Source organism: Variovorax sp. LARHSF232, from assembly GCF_052871435.1.
On the sequence record NZ_JBIXJS010000014.1, the window covers coordinates 1 to 19,220 of the forward strand.

Genomic DNA, 19,220 nt, shown 5'->3' on the forward strand with positions numbered 1-19,220 from the left:
CACGACGCCGCGTGTGCGCCGGCACCCGCACGGCGTGCAACGCGGCGTTGGCCGCTTTGGCATGCCTTCCCTCCGGGTTGGCCCGCATTGGGGCCGTCTGCGGCGTTGCCCGCGCTTGCAATGCTTCAGCATTGCTGCGCGCGAGCGCCTTGCATCCAGCCCCAATGCGGGCCAACGCGATCTCCGTATGTAGTGTGAACAGGCCCAAATGCGCGCCCTGCTTCGCCTAGTCGCGTGCCTGCTGCTCGCAGGCTTGTCGCTGCAGCTGTTCTTCATCCTGCGCATCGCCGCGATGGCGGTGATCGATCCGCAGTCCACCGCCTTCCAGCGCTCCGAAGCCTGGCAGATCGCCACCCGCGGGCGCGCCAATGGCGGCAAGGAATGGGCGCAGCGCTGGGTCCCTTACGGGCAGATTTCGGACAACCTCAAGCGCGCCGTGATCGCCAGCGAAGACGGCGAATTCATCCACCACAACGGCGTCGAGTGGGAAGCCGTCGAGAACGCGCGCCGGCGCAATGCCCGCGCAGAAGAAATCGCCGCGCGCCGTGCCGCGCAGGCGGCGCGCACGGGCAAGCCGGTGCGCGCACCCAAGCTGCGCGGCGGCTCCACCATCACCCAGCAACTGGCCAAGAACCTCTTGCTGTCTGGCGAGCGCACCCTGCTGCGCAAAGGCCAGGAGCTGGTGCTGGCCACCGCGCTGGAGTTGCTGCTGGACAAGCGCCGCATCCTGGAGATCTACCTGAACAACGTGGAATGGGGCGAAGGCGTGTTTGGCGCCGAAGCGGCGGCGCAGCACTACTTCAAGAAGCCTGCGTCGCGCCTCGGCGCCTACGAGGCGGCGCGCCTCGCGGTGATGCTGCCCAGCCCCAAGTTCTTCGAAGACCGGCAGGGCTCGGGCTATCTGGCCAGCCGCACCTCGACCATCGCAGCACGCATGAGCGCAGCCGACCTGCCTTGATCGGCCCTGACCCGACAAGTTCGCCCCGTATCATCGCCGCCATGCTTCTTGCCAAGTTCACCGGATGGACCTTGCTGGCTCTGGTCCGCCTGCTGACCGGAGCGCAGGCCCGCTGGTGGGGTTGTCCGCCCAAGGCCGAACAGCGCATCTACTTCGCCAACCATCAAAGTCACATCGACCTGGTGATGATCTGGGCCGCACTGCCGGAAGAACTGCGCTCCATCACCCGCCCGATTGCAGCGCGCGACTACTGGACCAGCTCGCCGCTCAAGCGCTGGATCACCACCGAGGTGTTCAATGCCATCTACGTGGAGCGCGGCGGCAGCGCACCGCTTCCGGCCGATTTCCCGGTGCCTGCCGCGGCGCCAGCGCGTGCGGCACCCTGGGAGCGCGTGGAGCCTTCACTGGATGCCATGCCCGCGCCCGACGCTGCCGCAGTCGTCGTCGATGGCGCCGGCGGCCTGCAGTCCGAGTTGCCCTCGACTGCAGCAGCGACAGCCGATGAAGCGCGCCTGACACCCGGCACGCCGGAAGCACTGCTGCCGCTGCAGCCGCTGATCGATGCGCTGCAAAGCGGCGATTCGATCATCATCTTTCCCGAAGGCACGCGCGGCCACACCGGCGAGCCGCAGAAATTCAAGTCGGGGCTGTACACCCTGGCGCAGATGTTCCCCGAGGTGGTGCTGGTGCCGGCCTGGATCGACAACGTGCAGCGCGTCATGCCCAAGGGCGAAGTGGTGCCGGTGCCGATCCTTTGCTCGGTGACTTTCGGCGCACCGATTAAGGTGGAAGACGGCGAGGAGCGCCGTCCCTTCCTCGACCGCGCACGCGCCGCCGTATTGGCCTTGCGGGACGTTTGATCGCGATGAACCAGTTCCTGCGCCAGCTCACGTCAACGCAACAAGTCGCCGCGCTGTTCCTTTTCGTCTTCGGCGTGCTGACCTTGATCAGCGTCACGACCTTGCTCTTGTCCCTGCGCGAGCGCCGCCATCCCGTGCATGACGAACACTGGCAGCGCGAGCTGGACCATTCGCGCAGTCTCCTGCGCACCACCTGGTTCATGGTGGTGGTGTTCTGGATCGGCTGGGCGCTGGGCGAGACGGTGGCCACCGTGCTCTTTGCCATCCTGTCCTTCTTTGCGCTGCGCGAGTTCATCACCCTGTCGCCGACGCGGCGCGGCGATCATCGCAGCCTGCTGCTGGCTTTCTTCGTGGTGCTGCCGATCCAGTTCTGGCTGGTGGCCACTGCCAAGTTCAACCTCTTCACCGTGTTCATCCCGGTCTATGTGTTCCTCGCCATTCCGGTGGCGAGCGCGCTGGCGGATGACCCGAACCATTTTCTGGAGCGCAACGCCAAGCTGCAGTGGGGCATCATGGTCTGCGTCTACGGCCTGAGCCATGTGCCGGCACTGCTGCTGCTGGAATTTCCGAACTACGAAGGCAAGAGCGCCTTCCTGGTGTTCTTCCTGGTGGGCGTGGTGCAGACCTGCATGGTGGTGCAGCACCTGCTGTCGCGCCGCAGCGAGCGCCAGCCCTTTGCGCCCAACGTCAGCCGCAGCTTCAACTGGACCACCTGGGGCATCGGCCTGGCGGTGGCGGTGGTGCTCGGCGGCCTCTTCACCTTCATCACGCCCTTCAAGTTCGGCCAGTCGCTGGCCATGGCACTGATCGCCTGCGTCGCCGGCTCCATGGGGCACCTGGTGATGAAGGCGCTCAAGCGCGACCGCGGCATTCCCAACTGGGGCCAGCGCGGCGTGGGCGTGACCGGGGCCAACGGCTTGTTGGACCGCATCGATGCGCTGTGCTTCGCGGCGCCGATCTTCTTCCATTCGGTGCGCTGGTATTTCGGGGTCTAGGGCCTGTTAACGCTATGCAAGGGGTCGCGAAGCTCATCACAGCCCGCTCATCAAGGCGCGCGACGCCGCGTGTGCGCGTGCACACGCAAGGAGCGCAACGCCGAGGGGCGGGCTGTGATGAGCTTCCCTCCGGGTTGCCCCGGCAAGGGGCCGTCTGCGGCGTTGCCCGCGCTTGCAAGGCGCTAGCCTTGCTGCGCACGGGCGCCTTGCATCCAGCCCCTTGCCGGGGCAACGCGATCCCCTTGCATAGCGTTAACAGGCCCTAGCATGCGAATTCTCGGCATCGACCCCGGCCTGCAGACCACCGGCTTCGGCGTGATCGACGTCGACGGCCAGCAACTGCGCTATGTGGCCAGCGGCACCATCAGCACCAAGCACATGGTGGGCGAGCCACTGGCGCTGCGGCTGAAGGTGCTGTTCGACGGCATCGGCGAGATCAGCGAGCGCTACCAGCCGGACGCGGCCGCGGTGGAAATCATCTTTGTCAACGTCAACCCGCAGTCCACCCTGATGCTGGGCCAGGCGCGCGGCGCCTGCCTGACGGCGCTGGTGATCAACCGGCTGAGCGTGGCCGAGTACACCGCCCTGCAGATGAAGCAGGCCGTGGCCGGCCATGGCAATGCAGCCAAGGCGCAGGTGCAGGAAATGGTCAAGCGCCTGTTGCACCTGCCCGGCCTGCCGGGCGCTGACGCGGCGGACGCGTTGGGCATTGCCATCACCCACGCGCATGTGGGGCGCTCGCTGGCGCGGCTGGGGGATGCGGTGAAGCGTGGGGCGGGGGCGAGCTATCGGCAGGGACGGACGCGCTGACTGCTGTTTTCTTGCGTTGCGAAAGATCAGCCCACCCGCTCCGCGATCAGCACCGCAAAGAAGCCCAGCGCCGCCAGCAAGGTCCACTTGAGGATGATCCAGCCGACGCGGCGGTACTTGAGCTGGCCGGTGCCGGCATAGAAGGCGAAGCACACGCCGGCCACCAGCAGGAGCAGCAGGAGGGCCCAGCGGAAAACCAGCATGAATGGATTACCAGGCGCGCGCCACTTCGGCGAAGCCGCGCGGCGCGTCGGCCTCGTTGTCGAAGGTCACGATCTCGTACGCGTCGCGCTGGGCCAGAAGTTCGCGCAGCAGCTTGTTGTTGAGCGCGTGTCCGGAACGGAATGCCGTGTAGGCCGCCAGCAAAGGCTTGCCGATGATGTAGAGGTCGCCGATCGCGTCCAGGATCTTGTGCTTGACGAACTCGTCGTCGTAGCGCAGCCCCTCGGTGTTGAGCACCTTGGTGTCGTCCATCACGATGGCATTGTCCAGACCACCGCCCAGGGCCAGGCCCTTGGAGCGCATGTATTCGACTTCCTTGGTGAAGCCGAAGGTACGGGCCCGCGCGATGTCCTTGCTGTAGGAGCCGCTGCCCATGTCGAACTCCACCCGCTGCCCGGTGGAGTTCACCACCCGGTGGTCGAAGTCGATCTCGAAGGCCAGCTTGAAGCCGTGATAAGGCTCCAGGCGCGCCCACTTCTCGTTGGCGCCCTCGCCTTCGCGCACCTCGACCGGCTTGATGACCTTGATGAAGCGGCGCGGCGCCTTTTGCAGCGCGATGCCGGCGCTTTGCAGCAGGAACACGAAGGAGGACGCCGAGCCGTCGAGGATCGGCACCTCGTCGGCCGTGATGTCGATGTACAGGTTGTCCAGCCCGAGGCCGCAACAGGCCGACATGATGTGCTCCACCGTCTGCACCTTGGCACCGCCGCGCGAGATGGTGGACGCGAGGCGCGTGTCGGTGACGAACTCGGCCTCCATCGGGATCTCGACCGGCTCGGGCAGGTCGACTCGCCGGAAGACGATGCCGGTGTCCGGCGGTGCGGGACGCAGGGTGAGTTCCACCCGTTGCCCGCTGTGAAGCCCCACGCCCACGGCGCGGCTGATGGATTTGAGGGTTCGCTGTTGCAGCACAGCATCAATTTTAGTTGGCTGCGCCGCCCATCGCGTCGCGCGCCTCGCTATCAACCCGATAGACGACACGTTGCTCCCCTTTGAAGTCTTTGACTGGCAACGGGGATTGATGGGGCAGAAGGCGTAGCGAGCGGCCCGAGGTCGCATCGAGGACCGGAGCCGTACTCTCGTACGGCGAGGACCGCAGGTGCGAGATCGGGTCGCGCAGTAGCCTTATGCCCCATCAATCAGCTTGGCGGCGGAGGAAAGCGGGGATCTCGAAGTCGTCCATGCCGCCCGACGACAGCGCATCCACCTTGGCCGCGGCCATGGTGCGGTTGGTGCGCCAGACGCTGGGCACCGACATGCCGTCGTAGTTGGGCTGCTGCGCGCCGTGGTGGCCGCTGGCGTTGGCGCCGCCACCCAGGGTGGGCACGTTGAAGGGCACGTTGTCGGTGCCGGTGCGGATCACTTCGAGCTGCGGCTGGCGCACGGCGGCGCGCGACAGGCCGGTGGCCACCACCGTCACGCGCATCTCGTCGCCCAGGCGCTCGTCGTAAGCAGCGCCGTAGATGACGTGTGCGTCCGGCGAGGCATAGGCACGGATGGTGTTCATCGCCAGCTTCGATTCGGACAGCTTCAGCGAAGCCTTCGAAGCGGTGACCAGCACCAGCACGCCCTTGGCGCCCGACAGGTCGATGCCTTCCAGCAGCGGGCAGGCCACGGCCTGCTCGGCCGCGATGCGGGCGCGGTCCGGGCCGCTGGCGGCTGCCGTGCCCATCATGGCCTTGCCGGGCTCCCCCATCACGGTGCGCACGTCTTCGAAGTCGACGTTGACCCCGCCGTACTCGTTGATGATTTCCGAGATGCCGCCCACCGCGTTCTTCAGCACGTCGTTGGCGTGGGCAAAGGCTTCCTCCTGGGTAACTTCCTCGCCCAGCACGTCGAGCAGCTTTTCGTTCAGCACCACGATCAGCGAATCGACATTCGCTTCCAGTTCGGCCAGGCCCTGCTCGGCATTGGTCATGCGGCGTCCGCCTTCCCAGTCGAAGGGCTTGGTCACCACGCCCACGGTGAGGATGCCCATTTCCTTGGCCACGCGCGCGATCACCGGCGCCGCGCCGGTGCCGGTGCCGCCGCCCATGCCGGCGGTGATGAAGAGCATGTGCGCGCCGTCGATGGCCGTGCGAATCTCGTCCACCGCGGCCTCGGCGGCCTCGCGGCCCTTGGGCGGCTTGCTGCCGGCGCCCAGGCCGCTGGTACCCAGCTGGATCACCTTGTGGGCGGGGCTGCGCGTGAGTGCCTGCGCATCGGTGTTGGCGCAGACGAACTGAACGCCCTGCACGCCGTGCTCCATCATGTGCGCCACGGCGTTGCCGCCGCCACCGCCGACCCCGATCACCTTGATCTGCGTGCCTTGGTTGAATTCTTCGACTTCGATCATTTCGATGCTCATGTCTAACTCCTTGAAATTTGCAGTTGCCGTGTGTTTCTTGAGAACAGTTTTTTTCTTGGTTCAGCGCTAGTGCTAGTGCGAGTCAGGAAGGCGGTCCGGTGCGCCGCCATCGCTCGTTGAAGTGGCGCGGCGGGCTGCCGCGCGCGAGCCAGAGTCGGTGAGTGGTGTGGAACATGGGCTAGAAGTTCCCCACGATGAAATCCTTGAAGCGGCCGAAGGCGGTTTTCACCGAGCCGCTTTTCTGCGCCACCTTGTAGCCGCGCATGCGCGCAAAGCGTGCTTCTTCCAGCAAGCCCATCACGGTGGCGGCGCGTGGCTGCGCCACCATGTCCGACAGGGCGCTCGAGTACTTCGGGATGCCGCGGCGCACGGGCTTCAAAAAGATGTCTTCGCCCAGCTCGATCATCCCGGGCATCACCGCGCTGCCGCCGGTCAGCACCACGCCGGAGGACAGCACCTCCTCGTAGCCCGACTCGCGCACCACCTGCTGCACCAGCGAGAAGATTTCCTCGACGCGCGGCTCGATCACGCCGGCCAGCGCCTGCTTGCTTAGCAGGCGCGGTCCGCGGTCACCCAGGCCCGGCACCTCGACCTGCGTGTCGGGATCGGCCAGCAGCTGCTTGGCATAGCCGTTCTCGACCTTGATGTCCTCGGCATCCTTGGTCGGCGTGCGCAGCGCCATCGCGATGTCGCTGGTGATCAGGTCGCCGGCGATCGGGATCACGGCCGTATGGCGAATGGCGCCGTTGGTGAAGATGGCCACGTCGGTGGTGCCCGCGCCGATGTCCACCAGCACCACGCCCAGCTCGCGCTCGTCTTCGGTCAGCACCGCCTGGCTGGAGGCCAGCGGGTTGAGCATCAGCTGGTCCACTTCCAGGCCGCAGCGGCGCACGCACTTGATGATGTTCTCGGCCGCGCTCTGGGCGCCGGTCACGATGTGCACCTTGGCCTCCAGCCGCATGCCGCTCATGCCGATCGGCTCCTTCACGTCCTGGCCGTCGATGACGAACTCCTGCGGCTCCACCAGCAGGAGGCGCTGGTCGCTCGAGATATTGATGGCGCGCGCCGTCTCCACCACGCGGGCGACGTCGGCCGGCGTCACCTCCTTGTCTTTCACCGCCACCATGCCGCTGGAGTTGATGCCGCGGATGTGGCTGCCGGTGATGCCGGTGTAGACACGGCTGATCTTGCAGTCGGCCATCAGCTCGGCCTCTTTCAGCGCCTGCTGGATGCTCTGCACGGTGGCGTCGATGTTCACCACCACCCCGCGCTTGAGGCCGTTGCTGGGCGCGACGCCCAGCCCGGCGAGCTTGAGCTCGCCGCTGGGCAGCACCTCGGCCACCACCGCCATCACTTTTGCGGTGCCGATGTCGAGGCCGACGACCAGGTCTTTGTAGTCTTTGGGCATATGAATGAGGCTTTCTCGTTTCTTCGCTTCGCTATTTCTTCTTGGGATCGCTGGCAACGACCGTGGTGACGCCGCGCAGGCGCAGTGCGTACGCATCCTTGTGGCGCAGGTCCGCACCCTCGAGCGATTCGAGCGTGCGGCCGTACTGGCCGGCCACCTGCCGCACCGATGCCAGGAAGCGCCGCGTGCGCACCGCCATTTCCTCGGCCTGGCCGCGGCCCAGCTCGATCACGGCACCGGTGTCCAGCTTGGCCTCCCAGCTGCCGCGCGCCGAAAGCACCAGCTCGTCGATCGCCAGGTCGTAGGGCGTGAACAGCGGCGCCAGGACCTGGTACATGCCCAGCACCTGGCCGGCCTGGGCAAGCGGACCGGACAGGCGCGGCAGCGGCTGGTCGACCTCTGCGACGTTGGCCTCGAACACCTCGCCATAACCATTGATCAGGCGCGACTCGTCGTCCTCGCCCCAGAAGGCCACCGGCACCTGCTCGGTCAGCGTGGCGCGCAGCTTGTTGGGGAACTCGCGTCGCACCACCGCCTTGCGCACCCAGGGCACCGACTCGAAGGCGCTGCGCGCCTTGGCCAGGTCCACGGTGAAAAAATTGCCCGCCAGCTGCGGCGTGACGTTGGCGCGCAGGGTCACGGCATTGGTGTGCGTGAGCTCGCCGTCGACCTTGATGCCGGCCAGCGGGAAAAAGGGTTGGCGCAGCACCCACCAGGCGCCCGCCGCCAGCAGCATGACGCCGCACAACGCAAAGAGCAGCGTTGCCACGATGTTCATGAGCCTGACGTCGAGGGGGACGGGGATGCTGTCGGCCATATCAATACGCGCCTTCTCCCGGATCGCCGGGCTTGGCCGCATCCAGGGTGGCCGAGGCCAGCACCGTCAGGCACAGGTCCTCGTAGCTGATGCCCGCCGCGCGCGCCGACATCGGCACCAGCGAATGGCTGGTCATGCCCGGCGAGGTGTTCATCTCCAAAAGGAAGGGCTTGTTGTCGCTGGCGCGGATCATCAGATCGGCCCGGCCCCAGCCGCGGCAGCCCAGCGTGCGGTAGGCCGCCAGCGACAGGTGCTGGATCTCGCTTTCCAGTGCGGGCGGCAGCCCGCTCGGGCAGTGATACTTCACGTCGTCAGTGAAGTACTTGTTCTGGTAGTCGTAGGCGCCATCGGGCGCGGCGATGCGCACCACCGGCAGCGCCTGCGCGTACTGGCCGCTGCCCAGCACGGCGCAGGTGACTTCCTGGCCTTCGATGAATTCCTCGCACAGCACGTCGGCGTCGTAGCGGGCGGCCAATTGGACGGCCTCCTGCATTTCCGAGTAGCCCTTGACCTTGGTCACGCCGATGGAGGAACCCTCGCGCGGCGGCTTCACGATGAGCGGCAGGCCCAGCACGTCGGGCACGGCGCGCACCTGCTCCAGGCTTTGCTGGTCGAATGCCAGGCGCGCGTAGCGCGGGGTCGACAGGCCGTCGGCCACCCAGATGCGCTTGGTCATGACCTTGTCCATCGCGACGGCCGAGGCCATTACGCCGGAGCCGGTGTAGGGAATGCCCAAGAGCTCCAGCGCGCCTTGCACCGTGCCGTCTTCGCCGTGCCGTCCGTGCAGGGCAATGAAGCAGCGCGCGAAGCCCTCGCGCTTGAGCTCCTCCAGCGCCCGCTCGCTGGGGTCGAAGGCATGGGCATCGACGCCGCGCGAACGCAGTGCGCCCAGCACACCGTTGCCCGACATGAGCGACACGTCGCGCTCGGCCGAGCTGCCGCCCAGAAGGACAGCGACCTTGCCGAATTCAATGGGGAGGGGGGTGCTCACTGCTTGCTTTCCTTTGTTCCTGCGGTGGCGGCCGGCGTTGCGGCCAGTTCCACCACCTTGGCAGGCACGGCGCCGATCGAGCCGGCGCCCATGCAGATCACGACGTCACCGTCCCTCCCGTTGTCCACAATGGCCTGCGGCATGTCGGCGATGTCGTCGACGAAGACCGGCTCGACCTTGCCCGCCACGCGCAGTGCGCGTGCCAGCGAGCGGCCGTCTGCCGCCACGATGGGCGCCTCGCCGGCGGCATAGACCTCGCCGAGCAGCACCGCATCGGCCTGGCCGATCACCTTGACGAAATCCTCGAAGCAGTCGCGCGTACGGCTGTAGCGGTGCGGCTGGAAGGCCAGCACCAGCCGGCGCCCGGGGAAGGCGCCGCGCGCCGCCGCGATGGTGGCCGCCATCTCCACCGGGTGGTGGCCGTAGTCGTCGATCAGGGTCAACGCGCCGCCGGTCGGCAGGGCCACCTCGCCATAACGCTGGAAGCGCCGCCCCACGCCCTTGAAGTCGGCCAGGCCGCGCTGCACCGCTTCGTCCGGGATGCTCAGCTCCACCGCCATGGCAATCACCGACAGCGCATTGCGCACGTTGTGCTCGCCCGGCAGGTTCAGCGTGATGGATAGGTCCGGCAGGGTGATGCCGTTGCGCCGCTGCACCGTGAAGTGCATCTGTCCGCCAACGGCCTTCACGTCCACCGCGCGCACCTGCGCCTCTTCGTCGAAGCCGTAGCTGGTGACCGGGCAGGACACCTGCGGCACGATCTCGCGCACCGCCGGGTCGTCGATGCACAGGATCGCCACGCCATAGAAGGGCATGCGATGCAGGAAGTCGACGAAGGCGCCCTTGAGCCGCGCGAAATCGTGGCCGTAGGTCTCCATGTGGTCGGCATCGATGTTCGTCACCACCGCCATCACGGGCAGCAGGTTGAGAAAGGATGCGTCCGACTCGTCCGCTTCCACCACGATGTAGTCGCCGCTGCCCAGCCGTGCGTTGGTGCCGGCGCTGTTCAGGCGCCCGCCGATGACGAAGGTCGGGTCCAGCCCCGCGGCCGCGAGCACGCTGGCCGCCAGGCTGGTGGTGGTGGTCTTGCCATGCGTGCCGGCGATCGCGATGCCCTGCTTCAGGCGCATCAGCTCGGCCAGCATCAGGGCACGCGGCACCACCGGGATCTTCTTCTCTCGGGCGGCCAGCACCTCGGGGTTGTCGGCCTTCACCGCGGTCGAGGTGACGACCGCATCCGCCCCCGCGATGTTGGCCGCGTCATGGCCCACGCAGGTGACGATGCCCAGCCCTGCCAGCCGGCGCAAGGTGGCGCTGTCGGCCAGGTCGGAGCCGGAGATCTGGTAGCCCAGGTTGAGCAGCACTTCGGCAATGCCGCTCATGCCGGAGCCGCCCAGGCCGACGAAATGAATATGTCTGACAGCGTGCTTCATGAGCAGACCCCCTTCGCAAGCGAAGTGAAATCCACTCGGGAAACACCGCGGAACCGGCTTTGCCGGGCCGCTGGTGTTGCCCCCTTGAGGGGGGATCCGAAGCGACACGAAGTGCGCGGAGATTCGGGGGTGGGCGTCATTTCACGAGCTCCTCGCAGGCACGGACGACTTCGATGACCGCTTCGGTCTTTTGCAGGCTCTTGGCCCTTGTGGCGCGCTCGAGCAGCGCGGCGCGTGATGTCTTTTGCAGCAAATCGGAAAGCAATTCAGGAGTGAGCTCGGACTGTTGAACGAGCCAGCCGCCGCCCGCGTCGACCAGGAAGCGCGCGTTGGTGGTCTGGTGGTCGTCCACCGCCGATGGAAAGGGAACGAACAGCGCGGCCGCACCTACCGCCGCGATCTCGGTCACGGTGCTGGCGCCGGCGCGCGCGATGACGAGATCGGCTTGTGCAAAAGCCTCGGCCGTCTCATCGATGAAAGGGGTGAGCTCGGCTTCGACGCCGGCGGCCGCGTAGTTGGCGCGCAGCTCGTCGATCTGCTTGGCGCCGCTCTGATGCAGCACGATCGGGCGGTCTTGCTCGGCAATGCGCGCCAGTGCCTGCGGCACGATGGTGTTCAGCGCCTTGGCACCCAGGCTGCCGCCCACCACCAGGAGCTTGAGCGGCCCGCTGCGCCCGGCAAAGCGCGTGGCAGGATCGGGCTGCGAGAGAAAGGCCTCGCGCAGCGGATTGCCCACCCATCGCGCCTTCTTCAGCACGTTGGGAAAAGCGCTGAAGATGCGGTCGGCCACGCCGGCCAACACCTTGTTGGCCATGCCGGCCACCGAGTTCTGCTCGTGCAGCACCAGCGGCTTGCCCAGGAGCACGCTCATCATGCCGCCTGGAAAGGTGATGTAGCCGCCCAGGCCCACCACCACGTCGGGCTTGACCCGGCGCACCACGCCGATGCTCTGCCAGAAGGCACGCAAGAGCTTGAGCGGCAGCAGCGCGAGGGTGATCAAGCCCTTGCCGCGCACGCCGCCGAACGCGACCGGCTCGAAGGCGAAGCCGCGCGGCGGCACCAGTTGCTGCTCCATGCCGGTGGGTGCGCCCAGCCAGTGCACGCGCCAGCCGCGCGCGCGCAGGGCCTCGGCCACTGCCAGGCCGGGGAAGATGTGGCCGCCCGTACCGCCCGCCATGATCAGGGCCGTCTTCATACGCGGCCTCCCCTCATGAGGACTCTGTTCTCGTAATCGATCCGCAGAACGATCGCGAGCGCGATGAGATTCATGATGATGGCCGAGCCGCCATAGCTCATGAGCGGCAAGGTCAGGCCCTTGGTCGGCAGCGCGCCCAGGTTCACGCCCATGTTGATGAAGGTCTGGAAGCCGATCCAGACGCCGATGCCCTGCGCCACCAGGCCCGAGAACACGCGGTCCAGGGCGATCGCCTGGCGGCCGATGTGCATGATGCGGCGCGTCATCCACAGGAACAGCACGATGGCGGCGAGCACGCCCACCAGGCCGAATTCCTCGCCGATCACGGCCAGGAGAAAGTCGGTGTGCGCCTCGGGCAGCCAGTGCAGCTTCTCGACGCTGCCGCCCAGGCCGACGCCGAAGATCTCGCCGCGGCCGATGGCGATCAGCGAGTGCGAGAGCTGATAGCCCTTGCCCAGCGCATTGGTCTCGCTCCAGGGGTCGAGGTAGGCAAAGATGCGCTCGCGCCGCCAGGGCGAGGACGCCACGATCATGCCGAAGGCCACCACCACCAAGGTGGCGATGACGAAGAACATGCGTGCGTTGACGCCGCCCAGGAACAGGATGCCCATCGCGATCACCGCGATCACCATGAAGGCGCCCATGTCCGGCTCGGCCAAGCACAGCATGCCCACCACCACCACCGCGATGCCCATCGGCAGCACGGCGCGAAAGAAGCGCTCCTTGATCTCCATCTTGCGCACCATGTAGCTGGCCGCATACAAGACCATGGCCAGCTTGGCGAGCTCGGAGGGCTGGAAGTTGGTGATGCCCAGCGGGATCCAGCGGCGGGCGCCGTTCACGCTCTTGCCAATGTGCGGAATCAGCACCGCCACCAGCAGCAGCAAGGAAATGATGAAGAGCCAGGGCGCGGCGCGCTCCCAGTTGCGCATCGGCACCTGGAAGGCCAGCAAGGCCGCAATGAACGCCACCGTCAGCGAGATCGCGTGGCGGGTGAGGAAATAGGTTTCCTGGAAATTGGCGCGGGCAAAGCGCGGGTTGTCGCCGATCGCGATGGAGGCCGAATAGACCATCACCAGGCCCCAGGCCAGCAAGGCGACCGTGACCCACAGCAGCGCCTGGTCGAAGCCCAGCACGCGCACCGGCGCAGCGCGCGTCTGCGTGACGCCGGCGCCGCCCAGATGCACCGGCAGGTGCATGGGCAAGGCGTCCACGCCGCTCCGGGCGTGGCCGGTCAAGCGGCGCCACAGGCCGCCCAGGCGGCTGGCCTCGTTGCTGCTGGCGGCGATCGCGGCGCTGTTCACGCGATGTCTCCTTCATCGGCCGCCAGTTGCTGCACGGCCTCGCAGAACACGGCAGCGCGATGCGCGTAGTCCTTGAACATGTCGAAGCTGGCGCAGGCCGGCGACAGCAGCACCGCGTCGCCCGGATTGGCGCGCTGCGCCGCGGCTTGCACCGCCTCCTGCATGGAGGCCGCATGCCGCGGGCTGACGCCGCTGCCGGCCAGGGCCTGCTCGATCAGCGGCGCATCGCGCCCGATCAGGATCACGGCGCGCGCGTAGCGGGACACCGGCTCGGCCAGTGGCGAGAAATCCTGCCCCTTGCCTTCGCCGCCCAGGATCAGCACCACGCGGCGGTCCACGCCCAGGCCGATCAGCGCGGCCACGGTGGCGCCGACGTTGGTGCCTTTGCTGTCGTCGAAGTACTCGACCTCGTCGATGATGGCCACCGGCTCTACCCGGTGTGGCTCGCCGCGGTATTCGCGCAGGCCGAACAGCATGGGCGCCAGCGCACAGCCGGCGGACACGGCCAGGGCCAGCGCCGCCAGCGCGTTGAGCGCGTTGTGCTGGCCGCGGATGCGCAGGGCATCGGCCGGCATCAGGCGCTGCAGGTGGATCTCTTCTTCCTGCAGGGCGGCGCCGCGCTTGCGCTTGATCGTTTCATCCGCTTCATGGGCGCGCACCAGCCAGGCCATGCCGTTGATGCGCTCGATGCCGTAGTCGCCCGGCCGCTGCGGCAGGGCGGCACCAAAGGTGACATGGGCGCGCACTTGCGGACGCTGCAACTTCACTTTCACGGGCGGCGGCAGCATGGCCATCACGGCCGGGTCATCGCGGTTGAGCACCATCAGGCCCTTGCTGCCGAAGATGTGCGCCTTAGCCTGGGCGTAGGCGTCCATGTCGCCATGCCAGTCCAGATGGTCCTGCGTCACGTTGAGCACGGTGGCGGCGGTGGGCTCGAAGCCCTGCACCGAATCGAGCTGGAAGCTGGACAGCTCCAGCACCCAGACCTCGGGCAGGTCCTGGCCGTCGATGCGCGCGGCCAGCGTGTCGAGCAGGGTCGGGCCGATATTGCCGGCCACCGCCACGCGCTTGCCGGCCCGCTCCACCAGCTGGCCGGTGAGCGAAGTGACCGTGGTCTTGCCATTGGTGCCGGTGATGGCGAGCACTGCGGGCGTGTAGCCGCGCGGTTTGGGTGGCTCGACCACAGGCGCGGGCAGCTCGGCCTCGTCGTCCAGGGGTGCAGGCGCGGGCGCTTGCTCATCGTCGTCGGTGTCGGTGTCGGCGTCCGCAAGCTCGACGCTCGGTTCGACTGCGGTCGGCGTCGGCTCCTCCGGCGCGGCGGCTTCCTGATCCTCGGCCGGGGCCGCATCGATCGGCGCCTCGGCCTCGCTCGGCGGCACCGCCAGGTCGGCCAGCGCCAGCGCGAAAAGATCGAGCTCCCCGCCCACCGGCAGCCCGGTGGCGCGCGCGGCCGTCACCACCGGCGCCAGCGCCTGCGGCGACAGCCCGGGGGAGCAGTAGACGGCGCGAATCGGCGTGCCTTCGATCAGCGCCGCACTGAAGGGCCCGCCGGCGAAGACGGCTTGCGGAAGCTCCTGCCGCAGCTGCGCCAGTTGCGGCGGCGCCTCGCGCGTGTCGGCCACGGTCACCACGGCGCCATGGCGGGCGCACCAGCGCGCCATGGCCAGACCCGAGGCGCCCAGGCCCAGGATCAGCACGTGGAGTTGGTTCAGATGCTTCACTGCCTTTGACCCGCTATCTCAACTTGAGCGTCGACAGACCCACGAGGCACAGCAGCATCGTGATGATCCAGAAGCGCACAACCACCTGGGTCTCGCGCCATCCGCTCTTTTCGTAGTGGTGATGCAGCGGCGCCATCTTCAGCACGCGCCGCCCTTCGCCGTAGCGGCGCTTGGTGTATTTGAAGTAGCTGACCTGGGCCATCACCGAGATCGCCTCGACCACGAAGATGCCGCCCATCACGAAGAAGACGATCTCCTGGCGCACGATCACCGCGATGGTGCCCAGCGCGCCGCCCAGCGCCAGTGCGCCGACGTCGCCCATGAAGACCTGCGCCGGATGCGTGTTGAACCACAGAAAAGCCAGGCCCGCGCCAGCCATCGCCGAGCAGAACACCAGCAGCTCGCCCGAGCCGGGGATGTGCGGGAACAAGAGGTATTTGGAATAGACGGCGCTGCCGGTGACGTAGGCGAACACGCCCAGCGCCGAGCCGACCATCACCACCGGCATGATGGCCAGGCCGTCCAATCCGTCGGTGAGGTTCACGGCGTTGCTCGCGCCCACGATCACCAGATAGGTCAGCACGACGAATCCGACGCCGCCCAGCGGGTAGCTCACTTCCTTGAAGAAGGGCACCAGGAGGTCGGTCTTGGGCGGAAAGCTCAGGTCGAAGCCGGAACGCACCCAGGCATAGAACAGCTCCAGCACGCGCCAGTTCGACACCTCGGAAATGCTGAACAAAAGGTAGAAGGCGGCCAGGAGGCCGATCAGCGACTGCCAGAAATACTTCTCGCGCGAGCGCATGCCCTCGGGGTCCTTCTTGACCACCTTGCGCCAGTCGTCCACCCAGCCGATGGCACCAAAGCCCAGGGTCACCCACAGCACGATCCAGACGAAGCGGTTGCTCAGGTCGAACCACAGCAAGGTGGCCAGCGCGATGGAGAACAGCACCAGCACGCCGCCCATGGTGGGCGTGCCGCTCTTCACCAGATGCGTTTCCATCGCGTAGCCGCGCACCGGCTGGCCGATCTTCAATGCCGTCAGGCGCCGGATCACCGCCGGGCCGGCGATGAGGCCGACCAGGAGGGCCGTGAGCGCGGCCATCAGCGCGCGGAAAGTCAGGTACTGGAAAACGCGCAGGAACCCGAACTCGGGTGACAGCGTCTGCAGCCATTGGGCCAGGCTCATGAGCATGGGGACTTGCCTGGAACACTACGCATGCCCGGCCTCCTCTTGATTGTTGTTCTGGATGTGCTGGGCGATCGCCTGCACCACGCGCTCCATCTTCATGAAGCGCGATCCTTTGACGAGCACGCTCGACACGCGCGGCAGCTTGGCTCGCACGGCGTCGTTGAGCGCCTCGATCTGGTCGTTGTCGAAATGCCGGCACTCGCCGGCGCCCATGGCTTCGGCCTCGAAGGCGCCCACGCTGTGTGCCGCCTGCGTGCCCAGCGCGTAGACGCATTCGATGCCGCGGGCGGCCGCCCAGGCGCCGATCTCGGCGTGGAACTGCGGCCCCTGGTCGCCCACCTCGCCCATGTCGCCCAGCACCAGCAGGTGCGGCGCCGGCAGGGCGGCCAGCACGTCGATGGCAGCGCGCATGGAATCGGGGTTGGCGTTGTAGGTGTCGTCCACCACGGTGAGCGCCTGGCCGTTGGCGCGCATCAACACGCGCGCGTTGGAGCGGCCGCTCACGGGCTGGAAGGCACCCAGGCCCTGCGAGATCTTTTCCAGCGAGACGCCGGCAGCCAGCGCGCAGGCGGTGGCCGCCATCGCGTTGACCACGTTGTGCCGGCCCGCGATGTGCAGCTTGCAGTGCACGCTGCCCAGCGGCGTACGCAGCGCCGCATCCCAATAGTCGCCGCGCCACGTCGCCTCGGCCAGCGAAATGTCGGCATCCGCCTGCTCGCCGAAAGTGAGGCAGCGCCGCGGCGCGCCCTGGTGCGCCAGTTCGGTCCACAGTGCCGTGAAGGCATCGCCATGCGGAAACACCGCGGTGCCGTCGGCGGGCAGGGCTTCGAAGACCTGGCCGTTCTCGCGCGCCACCGCTTCCACCGTGGCCATGAACTCCTGGTGCTCGCGCTGCGCATTGTTGACCAGCGCGATGGTGGGCTGGGCAATGGCGGCCAGGCGGGCGATCTCGCCCGGGTGGTTCATGCCCAGTTCGACCACCGCCAGCTGGTGCTGGGCGGCAAGGCGCAGCACGGTGAGCGGCAGGCCGATCTCGTTGTTGAAGTTGCCGCGCGTGGCCAGCGAACGCTCGGGCCCGGCGCCAGCCGCCAGGATGGCGGCGATCATCTGCGTGACCGTGGTCTTGCCGTTGCTGCCGGTGACGGCCACCAGCGGCAGATCGAATTGCACACGCCAGCCGCTGGCCAGGGCGCCGAGCGCGGCCAGGGTGTCGGGCACTTCCAGGCCCGGCAGGCCGGCGGCTTCCAGGCCGCCGTGCGCGATGGCCGCGACGGCACCGGCCGCCTTGGCTTCGGGAAGAAAGTTGTTGGCGTCGAAGTGCTCGCCCTTGAGTGCGACGAACAGGTCGCCGGCGACCAGGCTGCGGGTGTCGGTGTGCACACGCGCCACCGGCGTCGCGCCGCTGCCCACCAGGCGGGCGCCCGGGAGCCATGCCAGGGCCTGCTCCAGCGTCATCATCGTCATGCTGCGCTCCTTCGGGCCGCCAGGGCGTCGGCGGCGTGAACGCGATCGGAAAAGGCGATGCGCTCGCCACCGGCCACTTCCTGCCAGGCCTCGTGGCCGCGGCCGGCCAGGAGCACCACGTCGTGCGGTGCGGCCTGGGCAATGGCCTGGGCGATGGCGCGGGCGCGGTCGGGCTCGACCTGCACGTGCTCCGGACTGGCCAGGCCCAGCAGGATCTGGCTGATGATGGCGTCGGGCTTCTCGCTGCGCGGGTTGTCACTGGTGACAACCACGCGGTCGGCCTGCGCCTCGGCCACCGCGGCCATCATGGGCCTCTTGATCGGATCGCGGTCGCCGCCGCAACCGAACAGGCACCAAAGCCGGCCGCCACGCTGCTGCGTCAAGGGCTTGAGACCGGCCAGGGCCTTGTCCAGCGCGTCCGGCGTGTGGGCGTAGTCGACCACCACCATCGGCGCGTCGGCGCAACCGGCCACGCGCTCCATGCGCCCGGGCACGGGGCTGAGCTGCGCGCAGGCTGCCACGGCCTGCGAAAGGTTGAGGCCCAGCGCACGCAAGGTGCCCAGCACGCCCAGCAGGTTCGCCACGTTGTACTGGCCGATCAGGCCGGTGGCCATCTGCTCGGATGGCACGCCGGCCTCCTGCACGGTGAAGCGCAGGCCCTTGGCGTCGTAGCCAATGTCGCGCGCTTGCAGGCGCGCCGCCGCGCCGGCGGCAGAAACAGTCCAGATGTCCAGGGTCCGGGCCCGGCTGCGGCCGCCCAGGCTGGCCACCAGGCTTGCGCCCTGCACGTCGTCGACGTTCACCACCGCGGCGCGCAACCCGGGCCAGGCAAAGAGCTCAGCCTTGGCCTCCCAGTAGGCGTCCATGCTGCCGTGGTAGTCCAGGTGGTCCTGCGTGAAATTGGTGAACACCGCCACGGAGATGCGGCTGCCGTCCAGGCGCCGTTCGGCGATGCCGATGGAAGAGGCTTCGATGGCGCAGGCCGAATAGCCCTGGCTGACGAAGTCGCGCAAGCACCCTTGCAGCATCACCGGGTCGGGCGTGGTGAGGCCGGTGTAGGTGAGTTCCGGCGGCCGGCCGATGCCCAGCGTGCCGACCAGCGCGCAGGGGCCGCGCCCCGGCAGGCCGGAGATGGCTTCCGACAGCCACCAGGCGGTGGACGTCTTGCCGTTGGTGCCGGTCACTGCCAGCAGATCGAGCTGATCGGATGGTTGGCCGTAGTAGTGCGCCGCGATCGGGCCGGTGGCGGCCTTCAGGCCGGCGTAGCTGGCCACCGCCTCGCCCGCGAAGCCGAAGGCCTCGACGCCCTCGTGCTCCACCAGGCAAGCGGCGGCACCCTGCGCCAGTGCGGCCGCCACATGGCGGCGGCCGTCGGCGGCCGCACCGGGCCAGGCAACGAAGCCGTCGCCCGCGCCGATGCGCCGGCTGTCCGCATGCAACGCGCCGCGCACACGCGCGCGCAGCCACTGTGCGGCTTCCTGGGGGGTGTGCAGTACGGTCACCATG

17 protein-coding genes are annotated in these 19,220 nt (G+C 67.9%); 4 read left to right on the forward strand and 13 right to left on the reverse strand.

The annotated features are described in order from the left end of the window. Positions 1-208: 208 nt before the first annotated feature. From mtgA to ruvC, 4 genes are all read left to right on the forward strand, one after another. Entirely contained in the window at positions 209-958 is a 750-nt protein-coding gene (mtgA, locus tag ACIPRI_RS24550) for a monofunctional biosynthetic peptidoglycan transglycosylase (RefSeq protein ID WP_446624123.1), read from the forward strand. Between the two features lie 41 nt (positions 959-999). Continuing rightward, on the forward strand, positions 1,000-1,818 hold the full coding sequence (locus ACIPRI_RS24555) for a lysophospholipid acyltransferase family protein (protein ID WP_446624124.1): 819 nt from the start codon (positions 1,000-1,002) through the stop codon (positions 1,816-1,818). A 5-nt stretch (positions 1,819-1,823) separates the two neighbouring features. Further along, complete coding sequence (locus ACIPRI_RS24560; protein ID WP_446624125.1) at positions 1,824-2,813, forward strand: phosphatidate cytidylyltransferase; 990 nt, start codon at positions 1,824-1,826, stop codon at positions 2,811-2,813. A gap of 267 nt (positions 2,814-3,080) precedes the next feature. Continuing rightward, positions 3,081-3,623 carry a crossover junction endodeoxyribonuclease RuvC gene (gene ruvC / locus ACIPRI_RS24565; protein WP_446624126.1) on the forward strand — a complete coding sequence of 181 codons (543 nt, stop codon included), beginning with the start codon at positions 3,081-3,083 and terminating at the stop codon, positions 3,621-3,623. A gap of 26 nt (positions 3,624-3,649) precedes the next feature. Here the strand turns inward: ruvC and ACIPRI_RS24570 are convergent, their stop codons facing one another. The 13 genes from ACIPRI_RS24570 to ACIPRI_RS24630 all read right to left on the reverse strand — a co-directional run bounded on the left by ACIPRI_RS24570 (position 3,650) and on the right by ACIPRI_RS24630 (position 19,219). Beyond that, complete coding sequence (locus ACIPRI_RS24570; protein WP_446624127.1) at positions 3,650-3,826, reverse strand: hypothetical protein; 177 nt, start codon at positions 3,824-3,826, stop codon at positions 3,650-3,652. A 7-nt stretch (positions 3,827-3,833) separates the two neighbouring features. Further along, entirely contained in the window at positions 3,834-4,757 is a 924-nt protein-coding gene (gene lpxC / locus ACIPRI_RS24575) for a UDP-3-O-acyl-N-acetylglucosamine deacetylase (protein WP_446624128.1), read from the reverse strand. 223 nt (positions 4,758-4,980) lie between these two features. Next, positions 4,981-6,192 carry a cell division protein FtsZ gene (ftsZ, locus tag ACIPRI_RS24580; protein ID WP_446624129.1) on the reverse strand — a complete coding sequence of 404 codons (1,212 nt, stop codon included), beginning with the start codon at positions 6,190-6,192 and terminating at the stop codon, positions 4,981-4,983. A gap of 178 nt (positions 6,193-6,370) precedes the next feature. Then, positions 6,371-7,600: a cell division protein FtsA gene (ftsA, locus tag ACIPRI_RS24585; RefSeq protein WP_446624130.1), complete on the reverse strand. Its 1,230-nt coding sequence runs from the start codon at positions 7,598-7,600 to the stop codon at positions 6,371-6,373. A gap of 31 nt (positions 7,601-7,631) precedes the next feature. Next, complete coding sequence (locus ACIPRI_RS24590) at positions 7,632-8,417, reverse strand: cell division protein FtsQ/DivIB (RefSeq protein ID WP_446624131.1); 786 nt, start codon at positions 8,415-8,417, stop codon at positions 7,632-7,634. A 1-nt stretch (position 8,418) separates the two neighbouring features. After that, a complete protein-coding gene (locus ACIPRI_RS24595; protein WP_446624132.1) occupies positions 8,419-9,408 on the reverse strand; it encodes a D-alanine--D-alanine ligase in 990 nt (329 codons plus the stop codon). Next, positions 9,405-10,841, reverse strand: a complete 1,437-nt coding sequence (gene murC / locus ACIPRI_RS24600) for a UDP-N-acetylmuramate--L-alanine ligase (protein ID WP_446624133.1) — start codon at positions 10,839-10,841, stop codon at positions 9,405-9,407. The genes ACIPRI_RS24595 and murC overlap by 4 nt, the downstream gene beginning before the upstream one ends. A gap of 136 nt (positions 10,842-10,977) precedes the next feature. Continuing rightward, entirely contained in the window at positions 10,978-12,036 is a 1,059-nt protein-coding gene (gene murG / locus ACIPRI_RS24605) for an undecaprenyldiphospho-muramoylpentapeptide beta-N-acetylglucosaminyltransferase (RefSeq protein WP_446624134.1), read from the reverse strand. Then, complete coding sequence (ftsW, locus tag ACIPRI_RS24610) at positions 12,033-13,340, reverse strand: putative lipid II flippase FtsW (protein ID WP_446624135.1); 1,308 nt, start codon at positions 13,338-13,340, stop codon at positions 12,033-12,035. Before ftsW ends, murG begins: the two co-directional genes overlap by 4 nt. Next, a complete protein-coding gene (gene murD / locus ACIPRI_RS24615; protein ID WP_446624136.1) occupies positions 13,337-15,061 on the reverse strand; it encodes a UDP-N-acetylmuramoyl-L-alanine--D-glutamate ligase in 1,725 nt (574 codons plus the stop codon). The genes ftsW and murD overlap by 4 nt, the downstream gene beginning before the upstream one ends. Before the next feature lie 13 nt (positions 15,062-15,074). After that, the gene (gene mraY / locus ACIPRI_RS24620) at positions 15,075-16,253 is read right to left on the reverse strand and encodes a phospho-N-acetylmuramoyl-pentapeptide-transferase (protein ID WP_446624137.1); all 1,179 of its coding nucleotides are present in this window, start codon (positions 16,251-16,253) and stop codon (positions 15,075-15,077) included. Positions 16,254-16,271: 18 nt separating this feature from the next. Beyond that, entirely contained in the window at positions 16,272-17,714 is a 1,443-nt protein-coding gene (locus tag ACIPRI_RS24625; protein WP_446624138.1) for a UDP-N-acetylmuramoyl-tripeptide--D-alanyl-D-alanine ligase, read from the reverse strand. Beyond that, on the reverse strand, positions 17,711-19,219 hold the full coding sequence (locus ACIPRI_RS24630; protein ID WP_446624139.1) for a UDP-N-acetylmuramoyl-L-alanyl-D-glutamate--2,6-diaminopimelate ligase: 1,509 nt from the start codon (positions 19,217-19,219) through the stop codon (positions 17,711-17,713). Before ACIPRI_RS24630 ends, ACIPRI_RS24625 begins: the two co-directional genes overlap by 4 nt. Position 19,220: the final 1 nt, after the last annotated feature.